Origin of the sequence: Collinsella sp. AK_207A, assembly GCF_902501965.1 — a bacterium.
GTDB lineage: Bacteria > Actinomycetota > Coriobacteriia > Coriobacteriales > Coriobacteriaceae > Collinsella.
The window spans coordinates 45,756-72,534 of the sequence record NZ_CABWID010000002.1; the positions used below are offsets into that span (position 1 = coordinate 45,756).

Genomic DNA, 26,779 nt, shown 5'->3' on the forward strand with positions numbered 1-26,779 from the left:
TGCGGGCCGGAGGGAAGGGAGTCGACATGTTGTTCGATCACACGATTGGAACCACAGGGTTCCAGATCCTGGGCTGGGTGATGGTCTTTGTGGGCCTGATCCTCGCCAACGAGTTCGCGCGCCGGAGCAAGGCGGGCGGCATCATCATGTTCGCGGTGGTTCCCGCCATCGTGACGGTGTATTGCCTGGCGCTGATCATCGGTGTCGCGCAGGGACAGCAGTGGGCCATCGAAAACCCCACGACCGTGTACCAGAACAGCTGGTTCCACTACGCCAAGATGTACGCCGCGCTCGCGGGCTGCATCGGCTTCATGGTCATCAAGTACCACTGGGGCGCTCTGGGTCGCGCGCGCTGGTTCCGCGCCTGGCCGTTCGTGATCGTGGCCATCAACATCCTGATCGCCGTGGGCTCCGACTTTGAGAGCGCCTACCACTTCTTCGCGCTGGGCGAGACCACCTGGGTCACCTCCGAGGGCGCCACGCAGCTGGCCGGCTGGAACAACGTGTTCAACGGCATCGCGGGCATCATCAACATCTTCTGCATGACCGGCTGGTGGAGTGTGTACTCCTCCAAGGATGAGTCCGACATGCTGTGGCCCGACATGACGTGGGTGTACATCATCGCCTACGACATCTGGAACTTCTGCTACACCTACAACTGCCTGCCGCACCACGCCTGGTACTGCGGCCTGGCGCTGCTGCTCGCGCCCACCGTGGCGGCATTTGCCTGGAACAAGGGCGGCTGGATCCAGAACCGCGCCTTTACGCTGGCCATCTGGTGCATGTTCGCCCAGTGCTTCCCGGCATTCCAGGAGACGAGCGTCTTCGCCACCAAGTCCACGCTCGACCCGACGACGGCCACCGTGGTCTCCATCCTGGCGCTCGTGGCGAACATCGCTGCCATCATCTACATTGCGTACCGTGCCAAGAAGCTGAACGTGAATCCTTACAAGGAGGACGTGTTCCGCGGTACGAGCGATTGGGAGAAGGCGACGGCGCGCCGCGAGGACGCCGCAAAGGATCCCGCGATCGCCTAACCTGCAGGTCAGCTACCTGCTTGACCGCCTGCCCCGACGGGCGGGGAGGCTTATTGGGGTCGTCGACGTTAGTCGGCGGCCCCATCTGTTTGCAATCGGGCATCACGGGATTGCGCGGCGCTTAACCCCACGGATCACGCTCGAAAAGCGGCTCAGGCTCCGGGCGGCGATCGGAATAGGGGTCGTAGCCGTCATCGTCCTCGTTCTCGGGGCGGATGCACGGATCCTGGGACTTTGCCGCGCGCGCATCTCGTTGCCCCGCCGAGGTGCCTTTTGCGGGCCGTGCCGTGTTTCGCTGTCGTGGCTGCTGCTCGAGCATCGCGCCGTCTCCGTTCCGACCCCACACGCGAGCAGGGCCATCTTGCAGTTGTCCGGGGTTATACTGCATGAAGAGCGGGCTGGACCCGGAGTTTCTCCGACCTTCCCGCCAAGTTTTCACAATACGGAGGTTTTCATGTCCCAATCGCGCAAGATCCTGAAGCTCATCAGCTTCGCCCAGTTCGTCTTTGCCATCGTCGCGCTCGTACTGGGAGCCGTCTCGCTCGCCGGCGCAGGCAGCGCCATGGGCCAGCAGGTGACTACCCTCGGCAACGCGATAGACGCGGCACTCTGGGCAACTACCATGGGCACGCTGCTCGTGCTGGACGGCGCCCTCTCGCTCGTCGCATCGGTCCTGGGTATCCGCGGCGCCAACCGTCCGAGCAAGCTCGGTAGCCACCGCCTGCTCTCAGCACTTGGCGTTATCGCGGCGCTGGCTGCCATGGTCCTCAGCGGCGTAGGCGGCATACTCGTCGTTGCGCTAATCCTCTTCCTGCTCGACGCCGCGGCAGTCGTCTTCGACGCTCGCGTGCGCAAGGAATCCGAGCGGTAAGGCCTCAATCATCTACGCGCAAAGAAGGCGGCGAGGCCAACAAGGTCTCGCCGCCTTTTCGTTCCCCGTCGGCCGTCCTACGCAGCCAACACCACCACGAGCAGCATCTTGAACGGGGTGATACCGCGCACCGCGTGTGGCGCGCCGGCGGGCATGACGATGCTCTCGCCCGCCCCCAGCTGATGCGGGACGCCGTTGACCGTGATTTCGCCGGTACCCTCGAGTACCGTGATGAGCGCGTCGCCGGGCGCCGCATGGCTGGACATGCCCTCGTCGGCGTCGATGGCGAAAACGGTAATCTTGGTGGCCGGCGTCTGCGCGAGGGTGAGGCTGTTGACCTTGCCGCCTTCGAGCTTCACCTGCTCGGCCAGCTTGAAGACGGTCTCCTTCTCGATGTTCTTGATGAGCTCTGCCATGGTTGTTCCTTTCTGCGATGGCCTTCTTTGGATAGACGTCCCCTTACAAGGATAGCTGCAGCAGCTTGATGGCACCCGCAGGCTCCACGGCGTGCCGCACGCCTGCGGGCACGAGGAACACCTCGCCGGCGGCAAGTGGCACGGGCGCGCGTCCCTCCTGCGCGAAGGTGATGCTCGCGCAGCCTTCGAGCAGGTAGTACATGGTGTCCGCCGGGTATTCCTCGTCCGAGACGCTCTCCCCCGCCGCAAAGGACAGCAGCGTGATCTGACATGCGTCCGAGAGCCGCGTGAGCGAACAGCTCGAGATACGACCGGGCTCGGCGTCGTCGATGAGCGACGTCAGCGTGCGCGCGACGTCGGTCGGCAGGTTTCGTAGCCCCATGGGGCCTCCCTTCTGAGATGGCAGCTATATATAGTAAAGGTACGAACGTAGCTTCTCGATGTTCGAGGTGTCGAGCGTGCCGTCGAACGCGAGGCGCAGCACCGGCGCGCCGGCGGCTCCACCGCGCTCGATGTCCTCCCGCGCCTCATCGTTATCGGCCTTGAGCCGCAGGATGGTGTCGACGTTCTCGTACATCGACGCCACCGTCACCACGCCCGCCGAACGCAGACGTTCAAGCGCGACCTTAGCGAAGCGATACCGCGCACCGGCTCCGCGGAAGCGCGGGATGTCTGCATCCGCCGCGGCGATGAGCTCGCCCGGATTCACGGCGAACGAGTTCGAACCCGCGCCGAGCACATTCTCAAGGGCAGCCGAGAGCACAGCCATCTGGCAGCGGAAGGCATCGAGCAAGGCCGCGCGGTCCGCCAACTCGTCCGCCGGGACGGCAAAGGGATCGGCCGGCACTTCGACGGCGGGCACGGCATCGGACGGCGCAGCAGCAGGAGCCGCGGCGACACCCGCCTGCGTCCCCGGCTCCCAGGGCATGCCCTTCACCCCGCTGCGAGACCCCTGCGAAGAGTCCTGCTCCCACTCGTCTTGCCACATCATCCAGAAGAACTCCGAGAGCGGCATGCGCGCAAGCCGATAGCCGCGCTGCGCGACCTCGTCCCACAGCTCACCCGTAAGCTCGTCGACATAGACCCAGGGCCACTCCCCCACCAAGGCGAGCCGCTTGACAGCATCGGGGGCATCGCCCCCCGCGGACTCCGCGACGAGCCGCGCGATCCGCGGCACGTCCAGCGAGGAAGCGCCCCCGGCGACAAGCTGCTCCACGCAGGCGCGCACGAAACCAGCCCGCCTCGACACCGGCAGCGCATAGGCGGCATCGCCCGCAAGCAGCACGCCGAAGAGCTCGGAAGCCGCCCCCGCGCCCAACCGGCGGTTAAGCTCCCAGGGAAGGACCTCGAAACGCGGTGCGGCGATTGCCACGTCACCGTGGCCGCGCTGGCGCAGCACCGCGCGGACCACGCGGTCATATTGGTTATCGGCCTCGGCGCCGCAGGTGGCAGGCAATGCCAGCGAGAGCGGCCCCGGGCCGGCGGCCTGCGCTGCCACGAGCGCTGCGCCCAGGAACGCCGTGAACGAGCCGTACTCCTTGGTGGACGTCGCCGTACGCCCGGCCTCGAGTGCCACGGCGTCGAGCGGGATCGCACGGGCGTCGAAGCCCCGCGCACGCAGCCATGCGGCCGCGAGGTCGCCGTACGCGCCCACCCTGGGCACCGCCACGGGCACCGCGGGATCGAGTGCCTCGCCACCCTCGGGTATGACGGAGAGCGCCATCGAGGGGGCGGCGCAGTCGGCACCGGCGGCGCCCGCCGTGCGCGCGACCCCGCCAGCCGCATCCCGGTGCACGCACGACGGCCTAGACGCGGCATCGGCCGCGGCCGCATCCGCGCCAACACCCGCAGGCGAGCTCACCCGCACCGCGTCCTCCTCAGAGAGATGCGCCAGCGCGTTCAGGAACGCCTCCACGCGCGTGATCACGCCCACGCGGCTGAAGTGCTCATCGCACTCGATCGTGAGGTAGGGCTTCTCACCCATCTCCTCGGCGAAGAGCTTGTCGAGCATGGTGTCGGGACCGCAGCCGTGGTTGGTGAGGTACACCGCGAAGAGCCGCGAATCGCGCCGCACCATCTTGGCGCCCGAGAGGATGTGCTGCCCAAACGGCCAGCAGATGCCGGGATGGTCAGCCGAGACATCGATATCATGCGCGTGCAGGTGCCCGAGCGTGATGACCTTCTGTCCACGGTCCAGCAGAATTTCGGGGATTCCCATGTTGAGAGCACCATCGGAGATACCGTAGTTGCGCGTGATGAGCACGAGCACGCGCTCCCCCGGCGCGAGCGAACCCAAGAGCTCGTCGCCCAGCGCCTCGGTCTTCTCACCAAAGGACGTGACGGCAAAGCCGCCCGCCATCATGGCCACGGCCGCCTCCTGGCGCGTATGGCCCAGCCGCTCGCCCAACCCCAGCAGCGCCTGCGCCATGGCCTCCTGGCCAAAATCCATGTCGAGCAGGGGGTTCAGTAGCTCGATGCCGCGCCGCTCCAGGCAGAGGGCGTCCGCCACCAAGCGCGGCGCCGTCTGCATATAAGGGCATGCGTAGTTGTGCGCCACACGCGAGCTCGCGTGCCGGATAGTGTGCAGGCTCGGCATGAAGATGTAGTCGGGTTCGCGCTCCGCGAGCCACGCCATGTGCCCGTAGATGAGCTTCACGGGATAGCAGGTCTCACCGCGCGCGTTCTCCTGTGCCAGGCGGACCTGCTCCTCGGTGGTATCGGGCGAGAGCAGCACGTTGTAGCCCAAGCGGGAGAAGTAGGCGTTGGCGAGCGGGAACAGGCGGTGCAACATGAGGCAGCGCGGGATGCCCACGGTCTTCTTGGCCGGGTCGATCTTGCCCGTGTAGCCCTCGAGAAAGAGCTCCTCGGTCTTTTTGTAGAACGCACGGTTGAGTGCGACCGCGTGCTCGTCCACGCCACGCGCCGCGGCTGTCGTGCCGGAAAGATCGAACCCCTTGAACGCCGTGAGCTCGAAACCCGGCTTCGCGGCGGCATCGGCGGCCATGAGGGCCGCCCCCACCGCACCCGAGATGGCGAAGTTGGGAGACACCGTGAGCGCGTCGGGGTAGAACGACCGGAACGCCTCCACAATCGCGGGGTTGTAGGCGACGCCGCCCTGCAGCACGATATGCGACCCCACGCGCTTGCCGCCCACCACGCGGTGCAGGTAGTTGCGCACGATGGAGAGGGCAAGGCCGGCGGCTACGTCGCGCTTGACGGCACCGGCGGAGAGGGTCGCGCTAATGGCGCTCTCCACGAAGACCGTGCAACGCTCGCCCAGATCGACCGGTGCTTCGCTCGAAAGCGCGAGCGATCCGTACTCGGCGAGCGGTATGGCGAGGCGAGCGGCCTGCTCCTCGATGAAGCTGCCCGTTCCGGCAGCGCAAACCTTGTTCATCTGAAAGTCGGAGACCTGCCCGCCGGCGAGCGCGATGAACTTGGAATCCTGTCCGCCGATCTCGAAGACGGTGTCAACCTGCGGGTCGGCATGCGCCGCGCCGGCAGCCTGGCAGGTGATCTCGTCCACCACGGCGTCGGCGCCCACGAGCTTGCCGATGAGGCTGCGGCCGGAGCCCGTCGTGGCCACGGCGCGGACCTGCACCTCGGAACCCAGGCGGGCGGCGAGCGATGCCAGCCCCTCGCGCACGGCACGGCGCGCGTCGTCGCCGGTGCGCAGGTACTGGGCATTGAGCACGCGGCCACGGGGGTCGAGGAGGACCAGGTCCGTCGAGGTCGACCCCACGTCGATTCCCAAAAACACCGGGATGCGGCCGGTCAGGGGGTCGCGCTCCCAATCCTCGCGCGGCAGCACGGCGAAGCCCTCGCCGGGACGGTACCCGCCGTTCGGCAACGGTGCCAAACGGGGCAGCTCGCCCGCCTGGGAGCGCGGGTGGTCGAGCACACTGCGCAGGGCATTGAGGGTCGCCGCCCCGCTGCCCGCCGCCGCGAGCTTAGAGGCATGGAGCGCCGCGCCCGCTGCCTGGAAGAAGAGGCTCTCCTCGCGTGCGATGAGCCCATCTTCGCCCAGCTTGAAGACCTCGCGCATGGCTCGCACCACGCCGGCGTTCAGCAGCACCCCGCCCGAGAGCGCCACGGGCGCCTCCACGGGCAGGCCGCGCACGATGAGCGCCTTGTAGCTCTTCACCATGGCGAAGCAGAGGCCGAGCAGAATGTCCTCCACGGGGACGCCCTCCTGCTGGCGGTGGATGATGTCCGTCTTGGCGAAGACGGCGCAGCGTCCCGAGATGCGTGGAACCTCATGTCCCTCGGCGCGCTCCACGAGTGCAGAGAAGTCCTCAATCCTGAGCCCCAGGCGGGTCATCTGGTCCTCGAAGAACGAGCCGGTACCCGAGGCGCAGCTCTCGTTCATGGCGAACTCGGGCACCGCCGCCGCGAGCCGGCAGACGAAGTAGGCGTTCTGACCGCCGATCTCGATGACCGAGCGGGCCTCCGGCGCCAGGGTCTGTGCACCGGAGGCAATGGCCGGTACGTCCTCGAGCACGGGCAGCGCGGCACCCGCCTCGGCGAGCGCACCTGCCCCCGAGCCCGTCGCCGCGATGCCGCTGCAGTCCTCGGGCGCCAACGCCGCGGGCATACCCGCGAGCAGGTCGCGCAGACAGGCAACGGAATCGCCGTAGTGCGGCCGCCGCGCGCTCCAAAGCACGGCCGGTGCGCTCCCCGCACCCGCGCCCTCTGCCGCGGCTGCGCCCGTCCGGAGCGCGACCACCTTGACCGAGCTCGCGCCCATATCGATTCCCAGCGTGTAGTGCTGCGTCATAGCCATACGAAGACCCCTCTGTCCCCCTCGGCGCCTCTCCCGTGCACAAAGCCCTACGCGCGCGCCGCGCGATACTCCTCGTATTCGGCCAGAAAGGCGTCACGGTCGAGCTGCCGCACGTTCACCACGTCGTCGAAGGTGACGAGCTCAGTAATGGGGTTGTCCACGGTGAAGGGGAAGCCCTTGCTCACCAGGAACTCGGCAAACAGGGGGTCCTCGGTCGCGATTTCGCGCATGGTCTTGGTACTATCGAACATAGTTGTCTCCTCATCTCGGTATCGGTGCGGCGCGGGCGGGAACGCTCCCGGCGCGGCACCGTGGTCAATCCTCTAGCCCTGCACGCGGTCGAGCTCGATCTTCTCCCCGCCCAGCAGCGCCACATCGCCCTCGGCATGGGTCGAGACGAGCATCGTGCGCCCGCGCCGCTCCGACAGCAAAAAATCGATGACGCGTTGCTTGGTCACGGCGTCGAGGCCGGTGAAGGGCTCGTCGAGCAGCAGCATCCGCGAGGGATACGCCACCGCGCGGGCGAGCGACACGCGTCGCCGCATGCCGCCCGAGAGCTGCGAGACGGGCCGGTCGAGCGAGTCCTCGGGCAGGATCCGCGAGAGCAGCGAGCGCACCCGCGCCCGGCGCGTCCCGCGCGGGCACACGAGCAGCACATTCTCCACGGGCGTTAACGCCTCGCAGAGGCGCTCCTCCTGAAACATCGCCGCGATCTGCCCGGGCGCGATACCCGTCACAACGCCGGCATCTGCCGCGTCGAGCCCCAGCAGTACCTTGAAGAGCGTCGTCTTACCGCTGCCCGAGGGCGCCATGAGGCAGTAGACGCCGCCCGCGCTTAGGGTGAAGGTCACGCCGCGCAGCACGTCCAGATCGCCGAAGCTCTTACGGAGCCCCTCGATGCGAACGTCTTCCACCAACTCCACGTCACTCACCGCCCTTCGCGGCGCCGCGCCCCAACGGTCCGCCCCACGGCTGCGCCGCGAACTTCACCAGCTGCATGAACAGCTTCTCGAACGCGAGCGAGAGAATCATCACCACCACGGTCCAGGCAAAGAGGTCCGGCGTGTTCAAGAAGGTGCGCGCTGTGTTCATCTGCTTGCCGATCGACGGATCGGGCATGGCGAGCACCTCGGCCATGATGCCGCTCTTCCAGCTCATGCCCAGGCTGATCTTGCAGCTCGAAGCCAGAAACGGCATCACCGCGGGCCGGTACACGTACATGAACGTGCGCCACGGCGAGAAGCGGAACACCCGCGCCATCTCGAGCATCTGGGGATCCACGCTCTCAAAGCCCGAGAGCACGTTGGTGTAGATGAGCGACAGCACGATGAAGAACGCCAGGAACATGGTGAGGTTCTGCGGCCCCACCCAGATGAGCAGCATGATGATAAAGCTCACGATGGGCAGCGTCCGCAGCAGCGAGATAATGGGGTCCACGAAGTCGCGCACGATGCGCACGCGGTACGCCACGAGCGCCAGCAGCACGCCCGCCGTGAAGCTCATGAGAAAGCCGACGGCGATGCGCGCCGTGGACGCTAGGCTGATCACCCAGAAGTTGGGCTTCACCACTTGGGCGGCCAGCGCCTCGAGCGTGCGGATGGGCCCGGCGAGCACCAGGCGGTTGCCGATGAGGCGGTCGGCGACCTCCCACACCGCGAACCAGAACAGGATGATGCCCGCCCGCTTGAGGAGGCCGAGGCACTTCTCGCGCCGCGCGACGGCAGCGGCGCCCTCGTCATCCGCGGCGCCCGTGGCCGCCACGGCGAGCGCACGCACACCCGTGAGGAAGGCGTCGGCCTCCTCGTCACCCAGCACGCCGGAGGTGCGCATCACGCCGATAGCCCGTTCGTCCGCGGCCCCGAAGGTCCGCATCACCGCGAGGATTCTGTCCGGCGTGGCGCCCTTGCCCGCGGCGGTGCGCACCATGAACGCCATCTGGTCGTCGGGCAAGCCGTTCTGACGCACCATCTGGATCATCTGTGCGGCGCGTGCCTCGTCCACGCCCATCATGTCGTGGATCTGCGCCGGGGTGAGAACGCGCCCGGGAGCGCCCGCCGCCTCGGCCCAAGCCTCGCCGCGCGCGGCCTCGTCCGCCGCAGACGCCGGTATGCCCGCGTCCACGGCACCTGTCTTGCCGGCACCCCTCCCCTGGGCACTCACTGCAGGTCCCCACTCGCGCTGCCGTCGGTGGGCACGTCCTCGCCCGAGACGCTCGTGTTCGAATCGTCCAGATACCCCTGGGGCGGCAGGTAGTAGAAGCCGTCACCGGGAATCTTGCCGCCCACGCTATCGGGGTTGGCATCGTAGAGACACTTCACAAACCCGGAGAGCGCCGTGCGCATACGCTCGCCCGTGAGGCTCACCATCTCGATGTGCGGCATAGCCGCAAGCGAAACCTGGTTGTTGAGGAAGGTCCCCAACTCCTCCTGCAGCTGCGAGGCGGCCTTCATGTTCTTGAGCGACCACTCCACGCTCTTGCCCGCCATCTGCAGGTACTCCACCACGGCCTGCTCGTGCTCCTCGGCGAACTTCTTGTTCACGATGGTCGTGGTGGTAACAGCCATCGATCCCTCCTTCTTGAACGCCTTGTTCCACTCGTCCGTGATAGAGATGGGCACGTAGAGCTTGTCCACCATGGTCTCGGCGAGCGCCACGAAGGGCTGCGGCAGAATGGCGATGGCGTTCGGCTGATCTTGAATGAGGTTCAGGATCTCGAATGGCGTGCTTTTGAACACGATGTTGAAGTCGCCAGCATGCCCTGTCTTCTTGAGCAGCGCCTCGATGGTGTACTCCGGCGTGCCGCCCTGACCGTAGGCGAACACCTGCTTGCCCTTGAGGTCGTCGAGCGTCTTGATGGAGGAATCGGTGGTCATCACGTAGAGCACGCCCAGGTTGTCAATGGAAATAACTTGATAGTCGTTCTTGAGCTCGTCGTTGTTGAAGAGGATGGGCCCGATGTTGCTGGGCAGGGTGCAGATGTCGTAGTCCCCTTGGTTGAACTTGGCCGAGAGGCCCACGTAGTCCACGCCGTTCAGCTCGAAGGAGAAGTCGTTGAAGGTCTTGTTGTTCTTAGCCGCCAGCAGGAACTGCGAGAGTCCCATGGAGGGCGGGCCCATGATGAGGCCCACGCGCACCTTGGTGGCGTCGGCCGAGCCCTTGAGCTCGCGATCCTCGCTCTTAGACTTGAAGGTCACGCCTGCGGGCGACGAGCCGGCAGCAGCGGAACCGGAGCCGGTAGACGAGCCGCCCGAGCAGCCGGCGAGGCCCAGGCCAGCCAGAACCGTGAGGGCAGACCCGCCAAGCGCCAGAAAGCTACGGCGCGAAAGATCGGTGGTGATGTTCATGAATGCGTCTCCCCAGTACGTTTGAAAGGGGCGAACGGGACCAGCATCCCGTCCGCCTTGCCTGCATGCCGTGCGGTGACTAAGCCTCGGTCTTCTCGGCCGTGCGACTGCTCCGCTCTGCCTCGCGCTTGTGGCGGCGATAGGCGTTCACGCCGCACACGCAGCCACCGCCAACCAGCGCGCCGGCAAACACCACGCCGGCCGCAAAGGCAACCGGGTTGGTCTCGAGCGCCTTCTCGCCACTGCTCTTGCCCGCAAGTTTCTGCACGGGACTGTTCTTGCCGTCCTCGCCGGCAGCCGCCGCCTCGGCTTCGAGCGCCTCGAGGGCGGCCTGCTCGGCCTCCTTGGTCGTGACGCCCGTCACGTTGGAATCGGCGTTCTGCAGCTTGGAGAGCAGGCCGGCCGGGACCGAGCCGCCACCGGAGCTCGGCAGCCCCGAGAGGTTCAGCTCGAAGGTGGCGTCCCAGGTGTGCTGGCCGGTGATGCCCGAGATGGTCGAGGCGAGTGAGCCCATGGTGATGGTCACCGAGCAGCCCTTCTTGATGGTGGAGCCGGGGTTCTCAAGCACGCCGAGGTCGATGGTCACGCTGGTGAGCGCGTTGCCACCTGTGCTCGAGATGACGTTCAACCCGTTCACGCTCTGCACCGTCATGATGCGCGACTGGATCTTGATGGGCAGGTAGAGCACGGCGCGGCCGTTGGCATCCACCTTGAGCGTGGCGTTATTGGTGACCGGGTCCTTGGGCGGGAACACGCCGCTCGTGATGTGCGGTGAGAGCGGCAGGCCCGAGCTCGCACGGCTCACGTAGATGTTCGCCGTCACGGTGTAGGTGCCCTCCTTAAGGTGCCCGGTCGCCGTGCCGCTACCGCCCGTGGAGCCCCCGTTGTTCGAGGTGCCCTGGTTGCCTTGATTGTTGTTCTGGTTACCACCGGCGTTGCCGGAGTTGTTATGATCCGACCCTCCCCCGTTGCCTCCAGGGTTCGTGGAACCGCCGTTACCGCCGGGAACCGTCGTGCTGTCAGAAACCTTCTTGGCGGAGCTATAGGCAACATCAAGCTGCAGGGCGACATCACCCGCCGGCTGAATATCCTGGTCTAGGGGCACTGCGTACATCTTTGAGCCCTTGAAGAAGTATGCCTTCGTCCCACTTGTCAAGTCGTCAGTCAGCTTAATCGTCAGCTGACTGATCCGTGTTTCGTACTTCCCGTATTTCCAGTTTGCTGGATCCTTGGGCGGCACGCGCGTGACCGAAATATCCTTGAGCTCGCTTGACGTACCAAGTTCCTGCAGCGTGAACACGGGATTCTTAACAGGTAGGACAAGCGTGCGCGTCCCATCTTTCGCCACCACGAGCGTCGCATTCATGGAAACAGGGGTCATTGGAATATCGTTCGACACCTCGGCTTGATCGTTGTAATCGATCACGGGTCCAAATGGGTTATTCGGATTCGTCGGATACACCGTGGTGCCCGGCAACAACGGATTGTACTTGCCCGGCATGGAGAGGTTGGCGGTAATCCGGTAAGTACCGGGGGCGAGTTCCTTGGAAGCTGCGGGCTTCTTGACCGTCAACACTCCCGGTACGCCCACAAACTCATAGTTCTTAGCAGTACCGCCCGTCGGGGTCACGGTATACGTACCCACCTGCGACGTATCGCCACCCGACATCGTTGGCAAGGTGAACGTTGTATCTGCCAGTTTCACCGAGATAATTGATTCGCCGTTCACAAACCCCGTAATATCCATAAGGCCGGTACTGAGCTCATCACCCACATTGAGCGTCGTGTTCTTGAAGGCTGCCGTAAGCGGGGCTTTAGCAATGGACCAGTCGATAATCACGGGGTTGTTCGTGCCATCCTTCCAGACGTAGCCGTCCTTGAGGGTAACGATAGCTTTGTAGCTTCCCGCGTTGGTTGACGAAGCCACGCCACCAACGGTATAGCCCTCGCCCGCGGTCACGCCGATCTGGACCTTTCCGGTGTAGACGAGATCCTTCACCGCCGTCGGCTGGACAACCTGTTTGGGAGCGTCGTTGACCACGGCAATGTAGCCCCAGGGGGTATCGTCACTGGCAGGCTGCATCGTCCCTCCGTCAAGATCCAACGCGGAGTTGAACAGGTAGTTCGTTACGTTGCCAGTGCCGGTATTCTCCTTTGTCAGGCGAACGTACGCCTTGCCGTCCGCCACCGATGCCTTGAGCTTGATTGCTTTGGTGGCACCCGAGCCTTTGGTGCCCGTTATCAGGTAGAACTCGCTTCCCTGGGAGGCGGGCACCGTCATGGCAAACACAATGTGCTCATCAGAGAAAGTGAATTTGCCCGCGGGATCGAAGAGATTAGCATTGGGAACAAAGTCGGGTATCGTTAGCCCTGCACTATACAGACCCTTCACCTGTGGCGAGGAAAACGAAGACTCACTCGACACCAGAGATTGCACCTGATCGGTATATCCCCTGTCGTTCAATATCTTTGTGTTCAACTTGAAATATCCTGAGTACCACTTCATAATCTCAACGCTCTCTTCGGGCGTACCCAGATCCGTAAAAGGACCATCAAGCGTTCCATCGGTCTCGTACGAGATGCCGATACCCGAGGCCGCGTCCAGGCTATCCCAAGTCCAGGCCCACTCACCCGTATTTGCCTCGTCCTTGGGAGTCGCAATCACAAAGGAACCCAGACCGGAAACCGGGGCGCTCAGGGTGCCGTCAGCGGCAACGGAGCCAACTTCCTCCAATTTGTTTCCGGCGAAACGGAACACCTTGGACCCGGCAGGCTGCTTGGACAGCTTCAACGTCAAGGCCACAGCGTCATCTGGTACGATGGCGGCCCCCTGTGCCATCAAATCGATGGTATAGAGCGCATAATCGGGAACCGTCTTATACTTCTGACCGAGAGAGACCTTCAGTGCTTCATATGCGTGACCGCTGGTAACCGACGCGACGGAAAGGGTCGCCTCGGACAGCTCATTTATCGCCGACGAGCTCGCATCGGCCTTTACATCGAGCTTCACGCCAGTCGCTTGATCGCTGAACGTTTTCGCAAAATCACCCGAAACTTCCTTCTTGGCGTTCGCGAGGTCAAGGTCCAAATCGAGATCCTTGTTGAGGAATTTATTGAGCGTAGTTGCGTACTCGGTATTTCCGGTCAAATGATAGGTGCCGCTCAGATTGTCCAATTGGAAGGTGATGTGTTCGATGCGCGTTGTAATGCCTGCATCGGCAACCTTCTTGTTGTAGTCGTCGTCGTTGTCCTTCTTCTCGATTGGCTTCGTGGTTACATTCGTAATCTTCGCCCCATCGCTCGTACCAAGCTTCTGAAAGGTGAAAACCGGGTTGGGCAGGGTGACGACAACGGTTACCGTGCCGTCCGCAGCAACGACAAGCGTGGCATTACGAGTTTTTACGGGAACATTGGGGATACCGCTGGCACCGTTAATGCTTTCCGGATTAAGAGGATTTGTGGCATAGGCTCGCAGATTCATGCCGGGAATGGGGTCACGCATGGAGATGTTCGCCAGAACGCTATACGTTCCCGGCACGAGCTTGTCCACGGACGAGTAGATGCGCGAGGACTCGGGGTCAGCCTCATCAGACGCGGCAAGGAGGGAGGCGGCTGCAGACTCCTCCTCAGCAGACTGGGAATCCTGCATTTTCTCCGCATCGCTCGAAGCACCCTGCTTCTCCTGCTCCCCCTTCGCCGCCGAGGGAACGTCTTCTGCCGCAGCAGCTTTCTCATCGGTCTCTTGCTTGTCCGTCTGAACTTGCTGCGCCGCATCGGCATCCGGATGATTCTCCGACAAATCAGTATCGGTATTATCGGTGGTAGCCGCAGCCTCAGAATCCGTGACCGTGACGCCTTGGTCGGAATTTGCCCGCTCAGAGGCAACCTGGGCCTCCTGGGCCACCTCGGCAAACGCCGTCATCGGCAGCTGGGAGCCCACCATCGAGAGGGCGGCAACGAGTATCACCGCCTGCCTCAAACCATAGCGGAGCAATCGCGTAGCCCTGTTATCCATTTCTTCTCCCTTACTCCAAAAGACCCCGGCTCTAACGAAGCTGAGCCGAGGCCTTTAGCTTTGCGCCCCAAGATTCGTGCAAAAGCTCTTACTGTGCCGCACTCAAATCTGCGACAAGATGCAGGTTCCAAGCTTTATCGCCCCTGTACAGCGGGAACGTCGCGAACTCCTTCGACGGGGAAAACGTTGCGACCGAGGTACCCGCTGCAAAGTTCGTCACATCAAAGGTGATGGTTGCGATCCGGTTCGCATAAGGTGTGGTCCATGGGAACGGGGCCTTCCATGCCGTTTCAGTTGTACCGACCACCGAGACAACACCATCCGTCGAGGTATCAGCGATAGATAAAATGCCAAACGTATCGTTAACGATGGGGACCGTCAGCAGTTTTTTCCCGTCTTTTATTACAAGTGTCGCGTTGTTATACACGGGACTCGTAGGCTTATCGCGCGGAGGGTTGCCGCTGTTAGTGACATAGGCGTTCTTTCCGATAGGCGTGTCTGCCTTATCAACGTACACGTTCGCAGTGACCGTGTACGTGTCATCTGTGCTCGCATCGGCAAACGCGCTCGTGGGCCCCGTCGCCAGGCCACAACCTGCCGCCGCTACGACCAACGCAGCAGCACCCGTCACTTTCAGGAAATCTCGACGCGAATAACCCTTCTCCATAGTGCTCCCCCTTCATCGGGAACTGCGGTAAAGCTTGGAGTTGAACGCTGCATGCTTTTGTTCATCTCTTGGCGTGCATTGTTTCATAAGGGAAACTTTATAAAGGTTGCCAAGGTTACCTTTAGCTAACTTTTTTGAGTTTTTTCGGGATGATTTCTAGAGATCTCCGCGGCTCGTCAGCTTGAGGCGCCGGCCCTCGCCCTCGAGCACGCCCTCCTCGATCATGCGGCGGAGCTCGCGCAGCAGCGCCTTATCGTTCACCGCCAGGTACTCCGCCAAGCCCTTGCGGCTATAGGGAATGGTCACATAACCGTCCTTGTCCTCCGGCAGGCGCCGCAGGTACAGCGCGATGCGCTTGCGAAGGCGCGGCTCAGAGAGCAGCGCGAGCTTGGTCGTGAGCGTCTTGACCTTCTTAGACATCTCGCCCATCACGTTGGCGTACAGCCGCAGCAGTGCACCGTCACCGTTGCCCTTGAGCCCTTCAGCGGGAAGGAAGAGGATGACGGAGTCCTGCAGGGCGATCGCCTCAACGGGTGCCGTCCCCACCGCCATGGGAACCGCCTCGGCAAAGGAATCTCCCACCTCGAAGCGCGAGATGATCTGACGCGAGCCGTCCTTGCCCAGCATACGCGCCTCGGTGCGACCCTTGAGCACCACAGGCACGGCCTTGAGCTTATCGCCGCTGTGAAAGACCGCCTCACCCTTGGAGAAGGAGCGCGTGTACGCGCCGAGGGCGCGCAGCAGGCCGGGCAGCTCGGCGGGATCTATGCCCGCAAAGACCGGAGACTTCTTGAGAACGGCCAGCATTGCCTCATCGACATCCATGATACTCGATGGCTCCTTTTCAGCCGCTCTCCCTGCACGCGGAAAGGCAGCTGGATGGAACGGCGGCATAGCACCCAGCTGCAATGGCTAATTGTTACATAAGGCTAACTTCATGTGGGTTGCCATGGCTCTCTTTTGGAATTATTCCGGTGAGTGAGGGGCGGTGAGGCTTTTAGCGCAGCGATTGCACGTACTCGGCCAGATGCGAAGCGGACAGTCGAACCAAGCCGTAGCCGGCAGACTCGACCACGCGCTCCTTGATGAGGCTCGCCCGGTACTTGCTCACCCAGCTGGCACTGCGATGAGCTCGATTCGCGATTTCAGAAACCTTTGCCGGCTGCGGCGCCTCTTTTGCGACCGCTTTCACGAACAACTTTTGCGCGGCGGTCAATCCGTCGAAGAGCGGGGCGCACACGGCGTCATCGAACAGCACAAGCGCATCTTTTTTACCCTGGATGACGTCCGCTTCTTCAATCTCCTTTGAGCCACGCACCTCGGCGGCACGCCACATATAGTATCCAACCAGCTGAATCATATAGGGATAACCATCCGATGCCTCGGCGGCCAGCTCTGCGACCTCGGAATCAATGGCAAGCCCCCCTTCGCGCACAACCTCGATATAGGCGCTGCGCACATCCGGATATGCCACAAGGCCCAGATCGTGCTGCACGCTTCTGCGCAGGAACGTGAGCACCCTCTCGTGCAGCAACTCATCCATGAGGGAAGGCAACGCGGCAAAGACGAAGGCGACGCCATGTTTGTCTGAATCGGAAACGTCGCGCATGTCCTCATCGCGAATCACATGCTGAATCGTCGTGGCAAGCGCGACCATATCCGCCATGCTTGCCGCTTGGGCTTCGTCAATGGTAAAGACGATGCCCTTGCCCCTCGGCATCTTCGCAAGCCTTTGATTGACGACCTCGCGCAAGGTCAGCGCGACCTGATCAACGGAAAACGATGCCCCGCCCAAGCTCGCGTTCAAGATGCCCGACACACCGATTGATGGCTGCACGTTGACGCCCCGAAGCTTCATACCCGGACGAACAAGGGCGCTCGCCAGACGATCGCACATGCCCTCAGATGCCGTCTCGGAGATAACCTCCCAGCCAGCGTCCTTTGCCACGCGGCCCAGCTCGGTAAGCATGACCGTCTTGCCGTATCCGCGCTGGCCGGTTATCAGCATGAGTCGACCCGGAGCGCCGGCACCGTTTTCCAGGCCTTCTTTGAAATCGTCGATGATGGACTGCCGTCCGATGAGGATGGGCGGCATCTTGCCCGCCGTCGGCTTAAATGGGTTGGGCACAAGGACCTCCAAACCGAAAGGGCAGAAAAGGGGCAAGTCTTCGTCAATTTACACCAAATTGCACCGACTTATACCGACTTATACTCATTTGCACTAACTTATACCGACTTATACTAACTTATACCGATTTGCACCGCGCCGGGCACGATTGGATATCTTCAGTGCGCTTTTCTCCCTTTCAGGGGTCTTCGCGCGCCCACAAACATCGAAAAGCGCTCGGGGCATGCAGCGACAATGCATCTGACGTCGAAAACGGCGCGCAAAACAAAGGCGGCGGGCCGCTTGGCGCGACTCGCCGCCTCTCGCTGCGTAGCGATTATCCTCGCCCGCGCCGATTACTTGTCCTCGGGCACCTCGTACGTAGGCGCCGGACCCGTGGCATCCTGCTCCACGGTGAACTGACCGTTCGTGTCCACACCGAGCGTGATCTGATCGCCCTCGTGCACCGCACCGTCGATGATGGCGCTGGCCACGGCATCCACGACCTCGCGCTGGATCAGGCGCTTGAGCGGCCGCGCGCCATATACCGGGTCCAGGCCGCCCACCGCGAGCATCTGCTTGGCCGCGGGCGTTATAACGAGCGTCATGCGGTCCTTCTCCAGGCGACGGCGCACGTCGGCGAGCTGGATGTCCACGATCTTCTCGATCTGCGCCATGCCGAGCGGATGGAACACCACGATATCGTCGATACGGTTGAGGAACTCAGGGCGGAAGGTGTGCGCCATGGCGTCGTTGACCTCGTGGCGCATCTTCTCCTCGTCCTTGCCAGCGAACTCCGCGATCGCCTGTGACCCCACGTTGGAGGTCATGATGATGATCGTGTTCTTGAAGCTCACCTGGCGACCCTGGCCATCGGTCAGGCGGCCGTCATCAAGCACCTGCAGCAGCACGTTGAAAACGTCCGGGTGCGCCTTCTCCATCTCATCCAACAGGATGACGCTGTACGGACGACGGCGCACGGCCTCGGTGAGCTGGCCGCCCTCGTCGTAACCCACGTATCCAGGAGGGGCGCCGATGAGGCGCTGGACGCTGAACTTCTCCATGTACTCGGACATGTCGATGCGCACGAGCGCGCGCTCATCGTCGAACAGGCACTCGGCGAGCGCCTTCGCCAGCTCGGTCTTGCCGACGCCGGTGGGGCCGAGGAAGAAGAAGCTGCCGATGGGCTTGTCCGGGTCCGCGAGACCCGCACGACTGCGGCGCACGGCCGCGGCCACCGCGGAGACGGCCTCGTCCTGCCCGATGACGCGCTTGTGCAGCTCGCCCTCCAGGTTCTTCAACTTGTCGAGCTCGCCCTGCATCATCTTGGACACAGGCACGCCCGTCCACGCGGAGACGACCTCGGCGATCTCGTCGGAGGTCACCTGCTCGTTCAGGCTCTCACCGTCCTTCTGCTTCTGCGCCTCGAGCTGGGCCTCGCCGTCCTTGATCTGGGCTTCCAGGCCGGGAATGATCGAGTAGCGCAGCTCACCGGCGCGCGCCAGGTCGCCGTCACGCGTCACGCGATCGAGCTCGCTCTTGGCGTCATCGAGCTTGGACTTGAGTTCCTGCACGCGATCGATGGCATTCTTCTGGTTGAGCCAGCCCGCCTTCTGCACGTTGAGCTTCTCCTGCACCTCGGCGATCTCCTGGCGCAGCACCTCCAGACGCTCCTTGGAGGCGTCATCCGTCTCCTTCATGAGCGCCTGCTCCTCGATCTGCATCTGCGTGAGCTGACGCGTGATCTGGTCGATCTCGACCGGCATGGAATCGAGCTCCATACGCAGCCGGCTGGCGGCCTCATCCACCAGGTCGATGGCCTTGTCGGGCAGGAAGCGGTCGGCGATGTAGCGGTCGGAGAGGTCCGCGGCCGCCACGAGCGCGCCATCCGTGATGTGCACGCCGTGGAAGATCTCGTACTTCTCTTTCAGGCCACGCAGGATGGAGATGGTGTCCTCGACGCTCGGCTCGCTCACCATGACCGTCTGGAAACGACGGGCCAGCGCCGCGTCCTTCTCGATGTACTTGCGGTACTCGTCCAGCGTGGTAGCACCGATGGCATGCAGGTCGCCACGGGCGAGCGCCGGCTTCAGGATGTTGCCGGCGTCCATGGAGCCCTCGGTGGCACCCGCGCCCACGATGGTGTGCAGCTCATCGATGAACAGGATGACCTTGCCGTTGGCCTTCTCGACTTCCTTCAGCACGGCCTTCAGACGGTCCTCGAACTCACCACGGTACTTGGCGCCGGCCACGAGCGCGGACATGTCCAGCTCGATGAGGTCGCGGTCGCGCAGCGTGCTCGGCACGTCACCGGCCACGATACGCTGGGCGATGCCCTCGACGATGGCCGTCTTGCCCACACCCGGCTCGCCGATGAGCACGGGATTGTTCTTGGTGCGGCGGGAGAGCACCTGTATGGTGCGGCGAATCTCGTCCGTACGGCCGATCACCGGGTCCAGCTTGCCGGCGCGCGCCAAGTCGCAGATGTTGCGCCCGTACTGCTTGAGCGCCTCGAACTGTGTCTTGTCGTCCTCGCTGGTTACGCGGTCATCGCCGCGCAGCTCGGTGTAGGTTTGCTCGATGCGCTCCTTGGTAACGCCCGCGTTGGCAAGGATCTGACCCACCTGGCCCTTGTCCTCGGCAAGCGCCATAAGCAGGTGCTCCGTTACCACGAAGGAGTCCTCCATCTTGGAGGCCTTCTTCTCGGCGCGCTCGAGTACGCGCGTGAGCTCGTTTGAAAGCCCAATCTGCTGGCCCGAGCCGGACACCTTGGGCGCCGCGGCAATGGCCTGCTGCGTAGCCTGCTCCAGCTGGCGCGGGTCGGCGCCGATGCGCTCGATGATCACGGAGATGTTGCGCTCACCGCTCGTAAGCAGCGCCGAGAGCAGGTGGATGGGTTCCACCGCGCCCGCCTGCGCATCTTCCGCGATGCCGATGGCAGCCTGCAGCGCCTGCTTGGATGTCATCGCCAACTTATCAATTCTCATATGCTTCACCTCTCCTGTGGCAACGCGGTCGCCGCGCGGCGCGCGCGCCAACGACCACCCGCCCGGCCGCCCTTTGGGGCAGCCGATCTGTTATCGAATGAGATTGTTGCCCATGTGCTCCCTTTTATACAAAATCTAAGTCTATTTATATAAGGTTTTCTAAGTCTTTTCACCCGCAATATGTTGCGTTGGGCAAAACGGGCCGGAGGAGGGCGCCCCAAACCGACCACGAGCGCGTTGGAACCGGAGATAAACGCTTAAGTGTAGAGTTTTCTCCCGTCGGGCCGAGTAGCAGCGCAACCCAGCCCGACAAAAGCCCTGGAAACGCGTCGGGCGGACCGGCTTGTACTCCGGTCCGCCCGCAAGAACTCTACACTTAAGCGTTTATCTCCGTACGGCGGCCCGCGCCGTTCCGAACTTACGACGCCTTAATGCTCGAGGCGAGAGTCTGGGTGATGTAATCCTGCGTGATCTTTATCTCGGCGTCGTCCCCGGCGTTCTTGCCGGCGATGCCGCGATCGATCTCCTCGTAGGAATAGCTCATCCCCGTCTGCAGAAGCACCAGTTCCTCGATCTGCTTATCGGTCAGGCCCTTCACCGCGTCGCGCGAGGCCTTTCCGGCAGAAATCTGGGGCAGCAGCTGCGCATATACCGGACCGATCACCACAACGCTCGCCCCGTTGCCGAGCGATGCGGTTGCCAGCACGGCCGTGCCGCTCGAAGGCGCGGCCGTGCCATCCTTCTGCACGCTCAGCTGGCACACCAACGCGTTCGTGTCCGCCTGGTACACGTAGAGGTCGTTGCCGTTCTGGGCCGTTTGAACACGTCCGTACCACGAGCGCGGCAGGTCGAGGCTGTAGCTGTTCGTGGCCTTATGCAGGTCATCCGCTTCCTTTTGCAGTTCGGCTTGCTGCTTGGACGCCGCGTCCCTGGCGGTGTCCCGGCGCGCCGTGGCGACGTCTCGAAGAATCTGGGCAACGGCATCCGAAGGAGCCCCGCCCTCGGATGCGTACTTGTAGGCGTCCTTGATAGCGCCATCCGTCACGTCTGCGGCAGAGGCGGCAACAAAGTCGAAGGACCCGGCCTTGGTGTAGTCGCTCGTACCGACGATGACCTTCAGCTGCAACTTGGTATCGGGCACCTGGTAGATCGTACCGTCCACGGCGATAGGCGAGGCAGCCACGGTGAGGGTGTAGTCGCCGGGCATCAGGCGAATCCCCTGACCCTTCTCGTCCATGTAGGCGATCTGATCCACGATGCTGCCGTTCGCATCCTGACCGGAAACCTGCACGGGAATCTTGGAACCCACGGCACCGTACGCCTCGGAACTCGAGGTGGAAAGACCAGCAACATTCACGGCGATGGTGACATCCTGCACGGATGCCGCCGCCTGCTGACTAGCCTGAGCCTCCCGTTGAAGATAGAGCTCGTAGCCACCAAATCCCGCTACGCCCAGCGCCAACACGACGGCCAGGCCGATAGCGAGCTTCTTATGCGGCGACATAGGGTGCCTGCCTGGACGCTGGTTCCGCGGCAGCTGCGAGAGCCGCTGGGGCACCTCGCCCGCGCGCTTCATCATGATGGTCTCGTCCACATGTGGCACGGAGCTATGACCGGGCAGCGGACGCGTGAGCGACGAAGTTTCCGACGAGGACTCGGGAATCAGCGTAGTCTTGCCGGTCGCCGCTTCATCGGCGATGCTCGCGGCGCGCGCGGCCTCCGCAGCGAAGAAGGCATCCTGCGCGGAAAGCTCGCCCTCCAGCTCCGTCGCCATGGCGGCCACACCGGAAAGATCGGAGAGGCTCTCGAGCGCTTCTTCAGCTGCCTCGGACTCGGGAGTCAGGCGGGCAAGCGCATACGAGGCGGCTTCCGCGGCGTCGGCAGGGTCGATGGCAGGGGCTTCTGCAGCGGAAACCTGCTCATCTTCGGCGACCGAGCCCTCATCGCCGGCAAGACTCTCCCCGCTCATCTGCCCAGCAGACTCACTCGGTGTCACATCTTCAGAGACAGCACCGTCTACCTGCTGATTCTCGTCTTGATTGTCTTGGATATCCCGACGCTCCATATGGCAACTCCCTCGTACCGTTCAATGCAGCGCATGACTATACCCATGCGCTGCGGGGCGTGTCGCCACAATCTATTTTTCCGTTTTCCACGTGCGTCGCCGGTCGGTCGGCGCCTCAGCATGCGGCGCGCAACCTCAGGGCAGGCCGCTCTACAGCGTGTCCACACCGCCGGCGAGCAAGCCGCGGAGCACCTGCTCCGGATCGGTCTTCTCGTCGCGCGGGGCAAGCGCGGTGATGCGCTTCTGCATCCGTAGCTCGTGGAGCTCGTCCTCGGCGCGGCGCAGCTTCTCCTGAAGGGCCGAAATCTCGGCCTCGCGCGCGTCCATGCGCTCTTTCATATCTAAAATGCGCACGACGCCGGCAAGGTTGATGCCTTCGTCGGTCAGTTGGTTGATGAGCTCGAGCCGCTCGATATCGGCCTGCGAGTACAGACGCGTGTTGCCCCCCGAGCGCTTGGGGTTCACCAGGCCCTTGGACTCGTACACGCGCAGCGTCTGCGGGTGCATGCCCGTCAGCTCCGCCGCTACGCTAATCATGTACAGCGGCTTGTTGCGCGCATCCTGCGTCATGTAACTCGCCATCCTTCCCAAAGTGGTACATTGGGACTGTCCCAATGTACCACTTTTCAGGTTCTATACGGTCGCGCGGAAGCGCTCGACCTTCTCGCGGTAGTCGCGCTTGTCGGCGTCGCGCAGGTGCTCCAAGGACGTGCGCTCCTCGTCAGAGAGCGCGGTCGGCACCTTAACGACCACCTTGACCAGCAGCGCACCGGTCTTGCCGCGATGCTTTACATCCGGCGCGCCCATTTCCTTAAAGCGGAACTTCTTGCCCGTCTGGGTACCGGCCGGCACCTTCAGACGCACCGTGGCACCACCCGGCGTAGGCACGTCGACGGAGCAGCCCAGAGCCGCCTCGTAGATGGAGATAGGCAGCTCCATGGTCACGTCCGCGCCCTTGCGCTTGAAGAGCGGGTGCTCCTCCACATGCGTGGTGACCACCAGGTCGCCGCGCTCCCCGCCGTTGATGCCGTACTCGCCGCGACGCTTGTAGCGCAGCTTGCCGCCGTCCACCGCGCCCGCAGGCACGGACACCGCGATAGCCTGCTGCTCGCCGGTTGAGGGAATCCGGTACGTCACCTTGTGCGTGACGCCGCGGAACGCGTCCTCGGCGGACACATCCACGGTGAGCGACAGGTCGTCGCCACGGCGCGAGCGCTGGCGGCCACCCGCGGCGCCCCCACCAAAAGGCGAGCTGAAGCCCTGGCCCCAATCGTTGGTGAACGCGCCGTTGCCACTGAACATGCTGTTCAAAATGTCGCCGATATTCACGCCCGCGGCGCCGCCGGCATACGCGCCGCCCGCGGCCCCCTGGCCGGGAATACCGCCGTACATCAGCAGCTGGTCGTACTCGCGGCGCTTGTCCGGGTTGGACAGCGTCTCGTACGCCTCGCTGATCTCCTTGAACTTGTTCTCGTCGCCGCCGTTGTCCGGGTGGTACTTCACCGCGAGCTTGCGGAACGCCTTCTTGATCTCGTCCTCGGAGGCGTTCTTCTGGACACCGAGAACATCGTAGAAGTTCCTGTTAGAAGCCATCGAATACCTCCCTTTCTCCTCTTACTTTTATATCGTTTCACAGGGGGGGACAAGTGCCCTCGCACGTGCAACACAGGGCCGGTCGGCCACACCTGAAGCGACACTCCGCAGCGAACCGAGCAAACGCCTTCGACGTTTGCCAGCCTCGCGAGGACTGAGCACAAGGTGTGGCCGACCGGCCCTGCGGATCGTTGCTATTCCTCGGCGGTGTCGCCCTTGGGCTCCTCCGCGGGGCGCTTCTCCCCACCGTACGTGACGGTCACCATCGCGGGGCGCAGCACCTTACCGGCCATGCGATACCCCTTCTGGTACACGTCGTTCACCGTCTCGTCGTACTGCGCGGCATCTTCCACGCGACCCACCGCCTGGTGGATATTGGGATCGAACGCCTCGCCCGCCGGGTCGATGGCCTCCACGCCCTCGTGCTCGAAGACGCTCATCAGCTTGGCGCGCACGGCATCCACGCCGTCCACGAACTGCCGGGATGCATCGTCAAGCTGCTGCGTGCGGGCATGCTCGATGGCGCGCTCCATGTCATCCACCACCGGCAACAAGCTGCCGATGAGCTTCTCGGTCGCGCGATCGCGCTCCTCCAAGCGCTCCTTGGCGGTACGACGACGATAGTTCTCCCAGTCGGCCTGAAGACGGTTCACGCGATCGGCGGCCTCGTGCGCCTTGTCCTCGGCAGCCTTCTTGGCCTCCTCGGCATCCTCCACCTGATTGCGCAGCTCGACAAGCTCGTCGCGCGCGGCCTCGTACTTGAGCTTGAAATCGTCGTTGGCAGCCTGCTCGCCGGCGGCAATGGCCGCAGCGACCATCTCTTCCTCGCTGGGCTCCGCGGTGTCCGCGCCCTCGACGTCCGCATCCTGGACCTTGACCTCGTTGGCGTCCTCTACGGGGATCTTCACATCCTTCTCCTCAGAGTCAGCGGAGGCGGCGTCCTCGCGGGCCGCCTCCGTGCGAGCATTCCATGCGGACATGATTACTGCTGGTCCTTATCGTCGTCCACGACCTCGTAGTCGGCGTCGACCACGTCATCGTCGGCGTTACCGCTGCCGGCGGGCGCGTCGCCGCCCGCAGAAGCCTGCTGGGCGTCGGCGTACACCATCTGCGCCAGCTTGTAGGCAACTTCCTGCAGCTTCTCGCCGGCCTGCTTGATGGCATCCACGTCGGAGCCCTCGAGCACCTTCTTGGCGTCGGCGATGGCAGCCTCGGCCTCGGACTTCACGTCGGCAGGAACCTTGTCGCCCAGGTCCTTCAGCGTCTGCTCGGTGCTATAGCACAGGGAGTCGGTCTGGTTGCGGGCCTCGACCTCCTCCTTCTGGCGCTTGTCCTCCTCGGCATGGGACTCGGCGTCCTTGACCATGCGGTCGACTTCCTCGTCGGACAGCGCCGTGGAGCCGCTGATGGTGATGGACTGCTCCTTGCCGGTGCCCTTGTCCTTAGCGGAAACCTTCACGATGCCGTTGGCGTCGATGTCGAACGTAACCTCGATCTGAGGCACGCCGCGGCGCGCCGCCGGGATGCCGGTGAGCTGGAACTTACCGAGCGACTTGTTGTCGCGCGCCAGCTCACGCTCGCCCTGCAGCACGTTAATCTCGACGGACGTCTGGTTGTCGGCGGCCGTGGAGTACACCTCGGTCTTGGAGGTCGGGATGGTGGTGTTGCGGTCGATCATCTTGGTCATGATGCCGCCCATGGTCTCGACACCGAGGGACAGCGGGGTGACGTCGAGCAGCAGGATGCCCTCGACGTCGCCGGTGAGCACGCCGCCCTGAACGGCGGCACCGTCGGCCACGACCTCGTCCGGGTTCACGGACATGTTGGGCTGCTTGCCGGTCATCTGCTTCACGAGCTCCTGCACGGCCGGCATACGCGTGGATCCGCCGACCAGAATGACCTCGTTGACATCGGAGAGCTTCACCTTGGCGTCGTTCAGCGCCTTGGTCACCGGGGCCTTGCAGCGCTCGAGCAGGTCGTGCGTGATCTTCTCGAACTCAGCGCGGGTCAGCGTGTAGTTGAGGTGCTTGGGGCCGGTGGCGTCGGCGGTGATGAAGGGCAGGTTGATGTCGGCCTGCTGGGCAGCGGAGAGCTCCTTCTTGGCGTTCTCGGCAGCCTCCTTCAGGCGCTGCAGAGCCATGGGGTCCTTACGAAGGTCGATGCCGTTGTCCTGCTGGAACTTATCGGCCATCCAGTCGATGACGCGCTGGTCCCAGTCATCGCCGCCCAGGTGGTTGTCGCCGTTGGTGGCGAGAACCTCAAACACGCCGTCGGCAAGGTCGAGCAGCGAGACGTCGAAGGTGCCGCCGCCCAGGTCGAACACGAGGACCTTCTGCTCCTGGGTCTTCTTGTCCAGACCGTAGGCCAGGGCGGAGGCGGTCGGCTCGTTCACGATACGCTTGACGTTCAGGCCGGCGATACGGCCAGCGTCCTTGGTGGCCTGACGCTGGGCATCGTTGAAGTAGGCGGGCACGGTGATGACGGCGTCGGTGATGGTCTCGCCGAGGTACTTCTCAGCGTCGGCCTTCATCTTGGACAGCACCATGGCGCTAATCTGCTCGGGCGTGTACTCCTTGCCCTCGATGACCACGACGCAACGGCCGTTGGAGCCTTCCTTGACCTCGTACGGCACGGTCTTCAGCTCGTCCTGGACCTCGGAAAACTTGCGGCCCATGAAGCGCTTGATGGAGAACACGGTGTTCTTGGGGTTGGTAACGGCCTGGTTCTTAGCAGCCTTGCCGACGATGCGATCGCCATCGGCACGGAAGCCCACGACGGACGGCGTGGTGCGGTCGCCCTCGGCGTTCACGATCGTGGTAGGAGAGCCGCCCTCCAGGACAGCCATGGCGGAGTTAGTGGTACCGAGGTCGATTCCGAGAATCTTGCTCATGTTG

Annotated in this window: 20 protein-coding genes; 2 read left to right on the forward strand and 18 right to left on the reverse strand. The window is 63.5% G+C overall.

The annotated features are described in order from the left end of the window. Positions 1-26 precede the first annotated feature (26 nt). A complete protein-coding gene (locus GDJ97_RS00660; RefSeq protein WP_152069311.1) occupies positions 27-1,037 on the forward strand; it encodes a DUF5692 family protein in 1,011 nt (336 codons plus the stop codon). Between the two features lie 121 nt (positions 1,038-1,158). Here the strand turns inward: GDJ97_RS00660 and GDJ97_RS00665 are convergent, their stop codons facing one another. After that, a complete protein-coding gene (locus GDJ97_RS00665; protein WP_152069312.1) occupies positions 1,159-1,356 on the reverse strand; it encodes a hypothetical protein in 198 nt (65 codons plus the stop codon). A 135-nt stretch (positions 1,357-1,491) separates the two neighbouring features. Here GDJ97_RS00665 and GDJ97_RS00670 point away from each other — a divergent pair, with 135 nt between their 5' ends. Then, positions 1,492-1,908, forward strand: coding sequence for a hypothetical protein (locus tag GDJ97_RS00670; RefSeq protein ID WP_152069313.1), 417 nt, complete (start codon positions 1,492-1,494; stop codon positions 1,906-1,908). A gap of 77 nt (positions 1,909-1,985) precedes the next feature. Here the strand turns inward: GDJ97_RS00670 and GDJ97_RS00675 are convergent, their stop codons facing one another. The 17 genes from GDJ97_RS00675 to dnaK all read right to left on the reverse strand — a co-directional run bounded on the left by GDJ97_RS00675 (position 1,986) and on the right by dnaK (position 26,775). Beyond that, on the reverse strand, positions 1,986-2,324 hold the full coding sequence (locus tag GDJ97_RS00675; RefSeq protein WP_152069314.1) for a cupin domain-containing protein: 339 nt from the start codon (positions 2,322-2,324) through the stop codon (positions 1,986-1,988). A gap of 43 nt (positions 2,325-2,367) precedes the next feature. After that, the gene (locus GDJ97_RS00680) at positions 2,368-2,706 is read right to left on the reverse strand and encodes a cupin domain-containing protein (RefSeq protein WP_152069315.1); all 339 of its coding nucleotides are present in this window, start codon (positions 2,704-2,706) and stop codon (positions 2,368-2,370) included. A gap of 24 nt (positions 2,707-2,730) precedes the next feature. After that, positions 2,731-7,107 (reverse strand): acyl-CoA dehydratase activase, encoded by a 4,377-nt coding sequence (locus tag GDJ97_RS00685; RefSeq protein WP_226808652.1) that lies wholly within the window; start codon positions 7,105-7,107, stop codon positions 2,731-2,733. A 47-nt stretch (positions 7,108-7,154) separates the two neighbouring features. Further along, positions 7,155-7,358, reverse strand: a complete 204-nt coding sequence (locus GDJ97_RS00690; RefSeq protein ID WP_118449768.1) for a nitrate ABC transporter ATPase — start codon at positions 7,356-7,358, stop codon at positions 7,155-7,157. Between the two features lie 72 nt (positions 7,359-7,430). Continuing rightward, positions 7,431-8,030 (reverse strand): ATP-binding cassette domain-containing protein, encoded by a 600-nt coding sequence (locus GDJ97_RS00695; RefSeq protein WP_226808654.1) that lies wholly within the window; start codon positions 8,028-8,030, stop codon positions 7,431-7,433. Position 8,031: 1 nt separating this feature from the next. Continuing rightward, entirely contained in the window at positions 8,032-9,267 is a 1,236-nt protein-coding gene (locus GDJ97_RS00700) for an ABC transporter permease (RefSeq protein ID WP_226808656.1), read from the reverse strand. Then, the gene (locus GDJ97_RS00705) at positions 9,264-10,451 is read right to left on the reverse strand and encodes an ABC transporter substrate-binding protein (RefSeq protein WP_193221244.1); all 1,188 of its coding nucleotides are present in this window, start codon (positions 10,449-10,451) and stop codon (positions 9,264-9,266) included. Before GDJ97_RS00705 ends, GDJ97_RS00700 begins: the two co-directional genes overlap by 4 nt. A 79-nt stretch (positions 10,452-10,530) precedes the next feature. Then, positions 10,531-14,466, reverse strand: a complete 3,936-nt coding sequence (locus GDJ97_RS00710; protein WP_152069316.1) for an MBG domain-containing protein — start codon at positions 14,464-14,466, stop codon at positions 10,531-10,533. 88 nt (positions 14,467-14,554) lie between these two features. Continuing rightward, positions 14,555-15,133 carry a twin-arginine translocation signal domain-containing protein gene (locus GDJ97_RS00715; protein ID WP_152069317.1) on the reverse strand — a complete coding sequence of 193 codons (579 nt, stop codon included), beginning with the start codon at positions 15,131-15,133 and terminating at the stop codon, positions 14,555-14,557. Positions 15,134-15,289: 156 nt separating this feature from the next. Beyond that, positions 15,290-15,958, reverse strand: coding sequence for a Crp/Fnr family transcriptional regulator (locus GDJ97_RS00720; RefSeq protein WP_193221246.1), 669 nt, complete (start codon positions 15,956-15,958; stop codon positions 15,290-15,292). 172 nt (positions 15,959-16,130) lie between these two features. Continuing rightward, positions 16,131-17,261, reverse strand: coding sequence for an ATP-binding protein (locus GDJ97_RS00725; RefSeq protein ID WP_226808658.1), 1,131 nt, complete (start codon positions 17,259-17,261; stop codon positions 16,131-16,133). A 335-nt stretch (positions 17,262-17,596) separates the two neighbouring features. Further along, a complete protein-coding gene (gene clpB, locus GDJ97_RS00730; RefSeq protein ID WP_152069319.1) occupies positions 17,597-20,227 on the reverse strand; it encodes an ATP-dependent chaperone ClpB in 2,631 nt (876 codons plus the stop codon). Positions 20,228-20,645: 418 nt separating this feature from the next. Further along, positions 20,646-22,292, reverse strand: coding sequence for a hypothetical protein (locus tag GDJ97_RS00735; protein ID WP_152069320.1), 1,647 nt, complete (start codon positions 22,290-22,292; stop codon positions 20,646-20,648). A 150-nt stretch (positions 22,293-22,442) separates the two neighbouring features. Beyond that, positions 22,443-22,862, reverse strand: a complete 420-nt coding sequence (locus GDJ97_RS00740) for a heat shock protein transcriptional repressor HspR (protein WP_152069321.1) — start codon at positions 22,860-22,862, stop codon at positions 22,443-22,445. Positions 22,863-22,925: 63 nt separating this feature from the next. Then, a complete protein-coding gene (locus GDJ97_RS00745) occupies positions 22,926-23,885 on the reverse strand; it encodes a DnaJ C-terminal domain-containing protein (RefSeq protein WP_152069322.1) in 960 nt (319 codons plus the stop codon). A 194-nt stretch (positions 23,886-24,079) separates the two neighbouring features. Beyond that, positions 24,080-24,865, reverse strand: coding sequence for a nucleotide exchange factor GrpE (locus tag GDJ97_RS00750; RefSeq protein ID WP_152069323.1), 786 nt, complete (start codon positions 24,863-24,865; stop codon positions 24,080-24,082). Positions 24,866-24,867: 2 nt separating this feature from the next. After that, complete coding sequence (gene dnaK, locus GDJ97_RS00755; RefSeq protein ID WP_152069324.1) at positions 24,868-26,775, reverse strand: molecular chaperone DnaK; 1,908 nt, start codon at positions 26,773-26,775, stop codon at positions 24,868-24,870. Positions 26,776-26,779 lie beyond the last annotated feature (4 nt).

What these genes read in the sequence shown, in the direction of transcription:
- GDJ97_RS00750 (WP_152069323.1), bottom strand. Translation starts at nt 24,865, where the DNA reads ATGTCCGCATGGAATGCTCGCACGGAGGCGGCCCGCGAGGACGCCGCC.
- GDJ97_RS00670 (WP_152069313.1), top strand. Translation starts at nt 1,492, where the DNA reads ATGTCCCAATCGCGCAAGATCCTGAAGCTCATCAGCTTCGCCCAGTTC.
- GDJ97_RS00675 (WP_152069314.1), bottom strand. Translation starts at nt 2,324, where the DNA reads ATGGCAGAGCTCATCAAGAACATCGAGAAGGAGACCGTCTTCAAGCTG.
- GDJ97_RS00685 (WP_226808652.1), bottom strand. Translation starts at nt 7,107, where the DNA reads ATGGCTATGACGCAGCACTACACGCTGGGAATCGATATGGGCGCGAGC.
- GDJ97_RS00720 (WP_193221246.1), bottom strand. Translation starts at nt 15,958, where the DNA reads ATGGATGTCGATGAGGCAATGCTGGCCGTTCTCAAGAAGTCTCCGGTC.
- GDJ97_RS00665 (WP_152069312.1), bottom strand. Translation starts at nt 1,356, where the DNA reads ATGCTCGAGCAGCAGCCACGACAGCGAAACACGGCACGGCCCGCAAAA.
- GDJ97_RS00705 (WP_193221244.1), bottom strand. Translation starts at nt 10,451, where the DNA reads ATGAACATCACCACCGATCTTTCGCGCCGTAGCTTTCTGGCGCTTGGC.
- clpB (WP_152069319.1), bottom strand. Translation starts at nt 20,227, where the DNA reads ATGAGAATTGATAAGTTGGCGATGACATCCAAGCAGGCGCTGCAGGCT.
- GDJ97_RS00745 (WP_152069322.1), bottom strand. Translation starts at nt 23,885, where the DNA reads ATGGCTTCTAACAGGAACTTCTACGATGTTCTCGGTGTCCAGAAGAAC.
- dnaK (WP_152069324.1), bottom strand. Translation starts at nt 26,775, where the DNA reads ATGAGCAAGATTCTCGGAATCGACCTCGGTACCACTAACTCCGCCATG.
- GDJ97_RS00680 (WP_152069315.1), bottom strand. Translation starts at nt 2,706, where the DNA reads ATGGGGCTACGAAACCTGCCGACCGACGTCGCGCGCACGCTGACGTCG.
- GDJ97_RS00710 (WP_152069316.1), bottom strand. Translation starts at nt 14,466, where the DNA reads ATGGATAACAGGGCTACGCGATTGCTCCGCTATGGTTTGAGGCAGGCG.
- GDJ97_RS00715 (WP_152069317.1), bottom strand. Translation starts at nt 15,133, where the DNA reads ATGGAGAAGGGTTATTCGCGTCGAGATTTCCTGAAAGTGACGGGTGCT.
- GDJ97_RS00660 (WP_152069311.1), top strand. Translation starts at nt 27, where the DNA reads ATGTTGTTCGATCACACGATTGGAACCACAGGGTTCCAGATCCTGGGC.
- GDJ97_RS00740 (WP_152069321.1), bottom strand. Translation starts at nt 22,862, where the DNA reads ATGACGCAGGATGCGCGCAACAAGCCGCTGTACATGATTAGCGTAGCG.
- GDJ97_RS00735 (WP_152069320.1), bottom strand. Translation starts at nt 22,292, where the DNA reads ATGGAGCGTCGGGATATCCAAGACAATCAAGACGAGAATCAGCAGGTA.
- GDJ97_RS00690 (WP_118449768.1), bottom strand. Translation starts at nt 7,358, where the DNA reads ATGTTCGATAGTACCAAGACCATGCGCGAAATCGCGACCGAGGACCCC.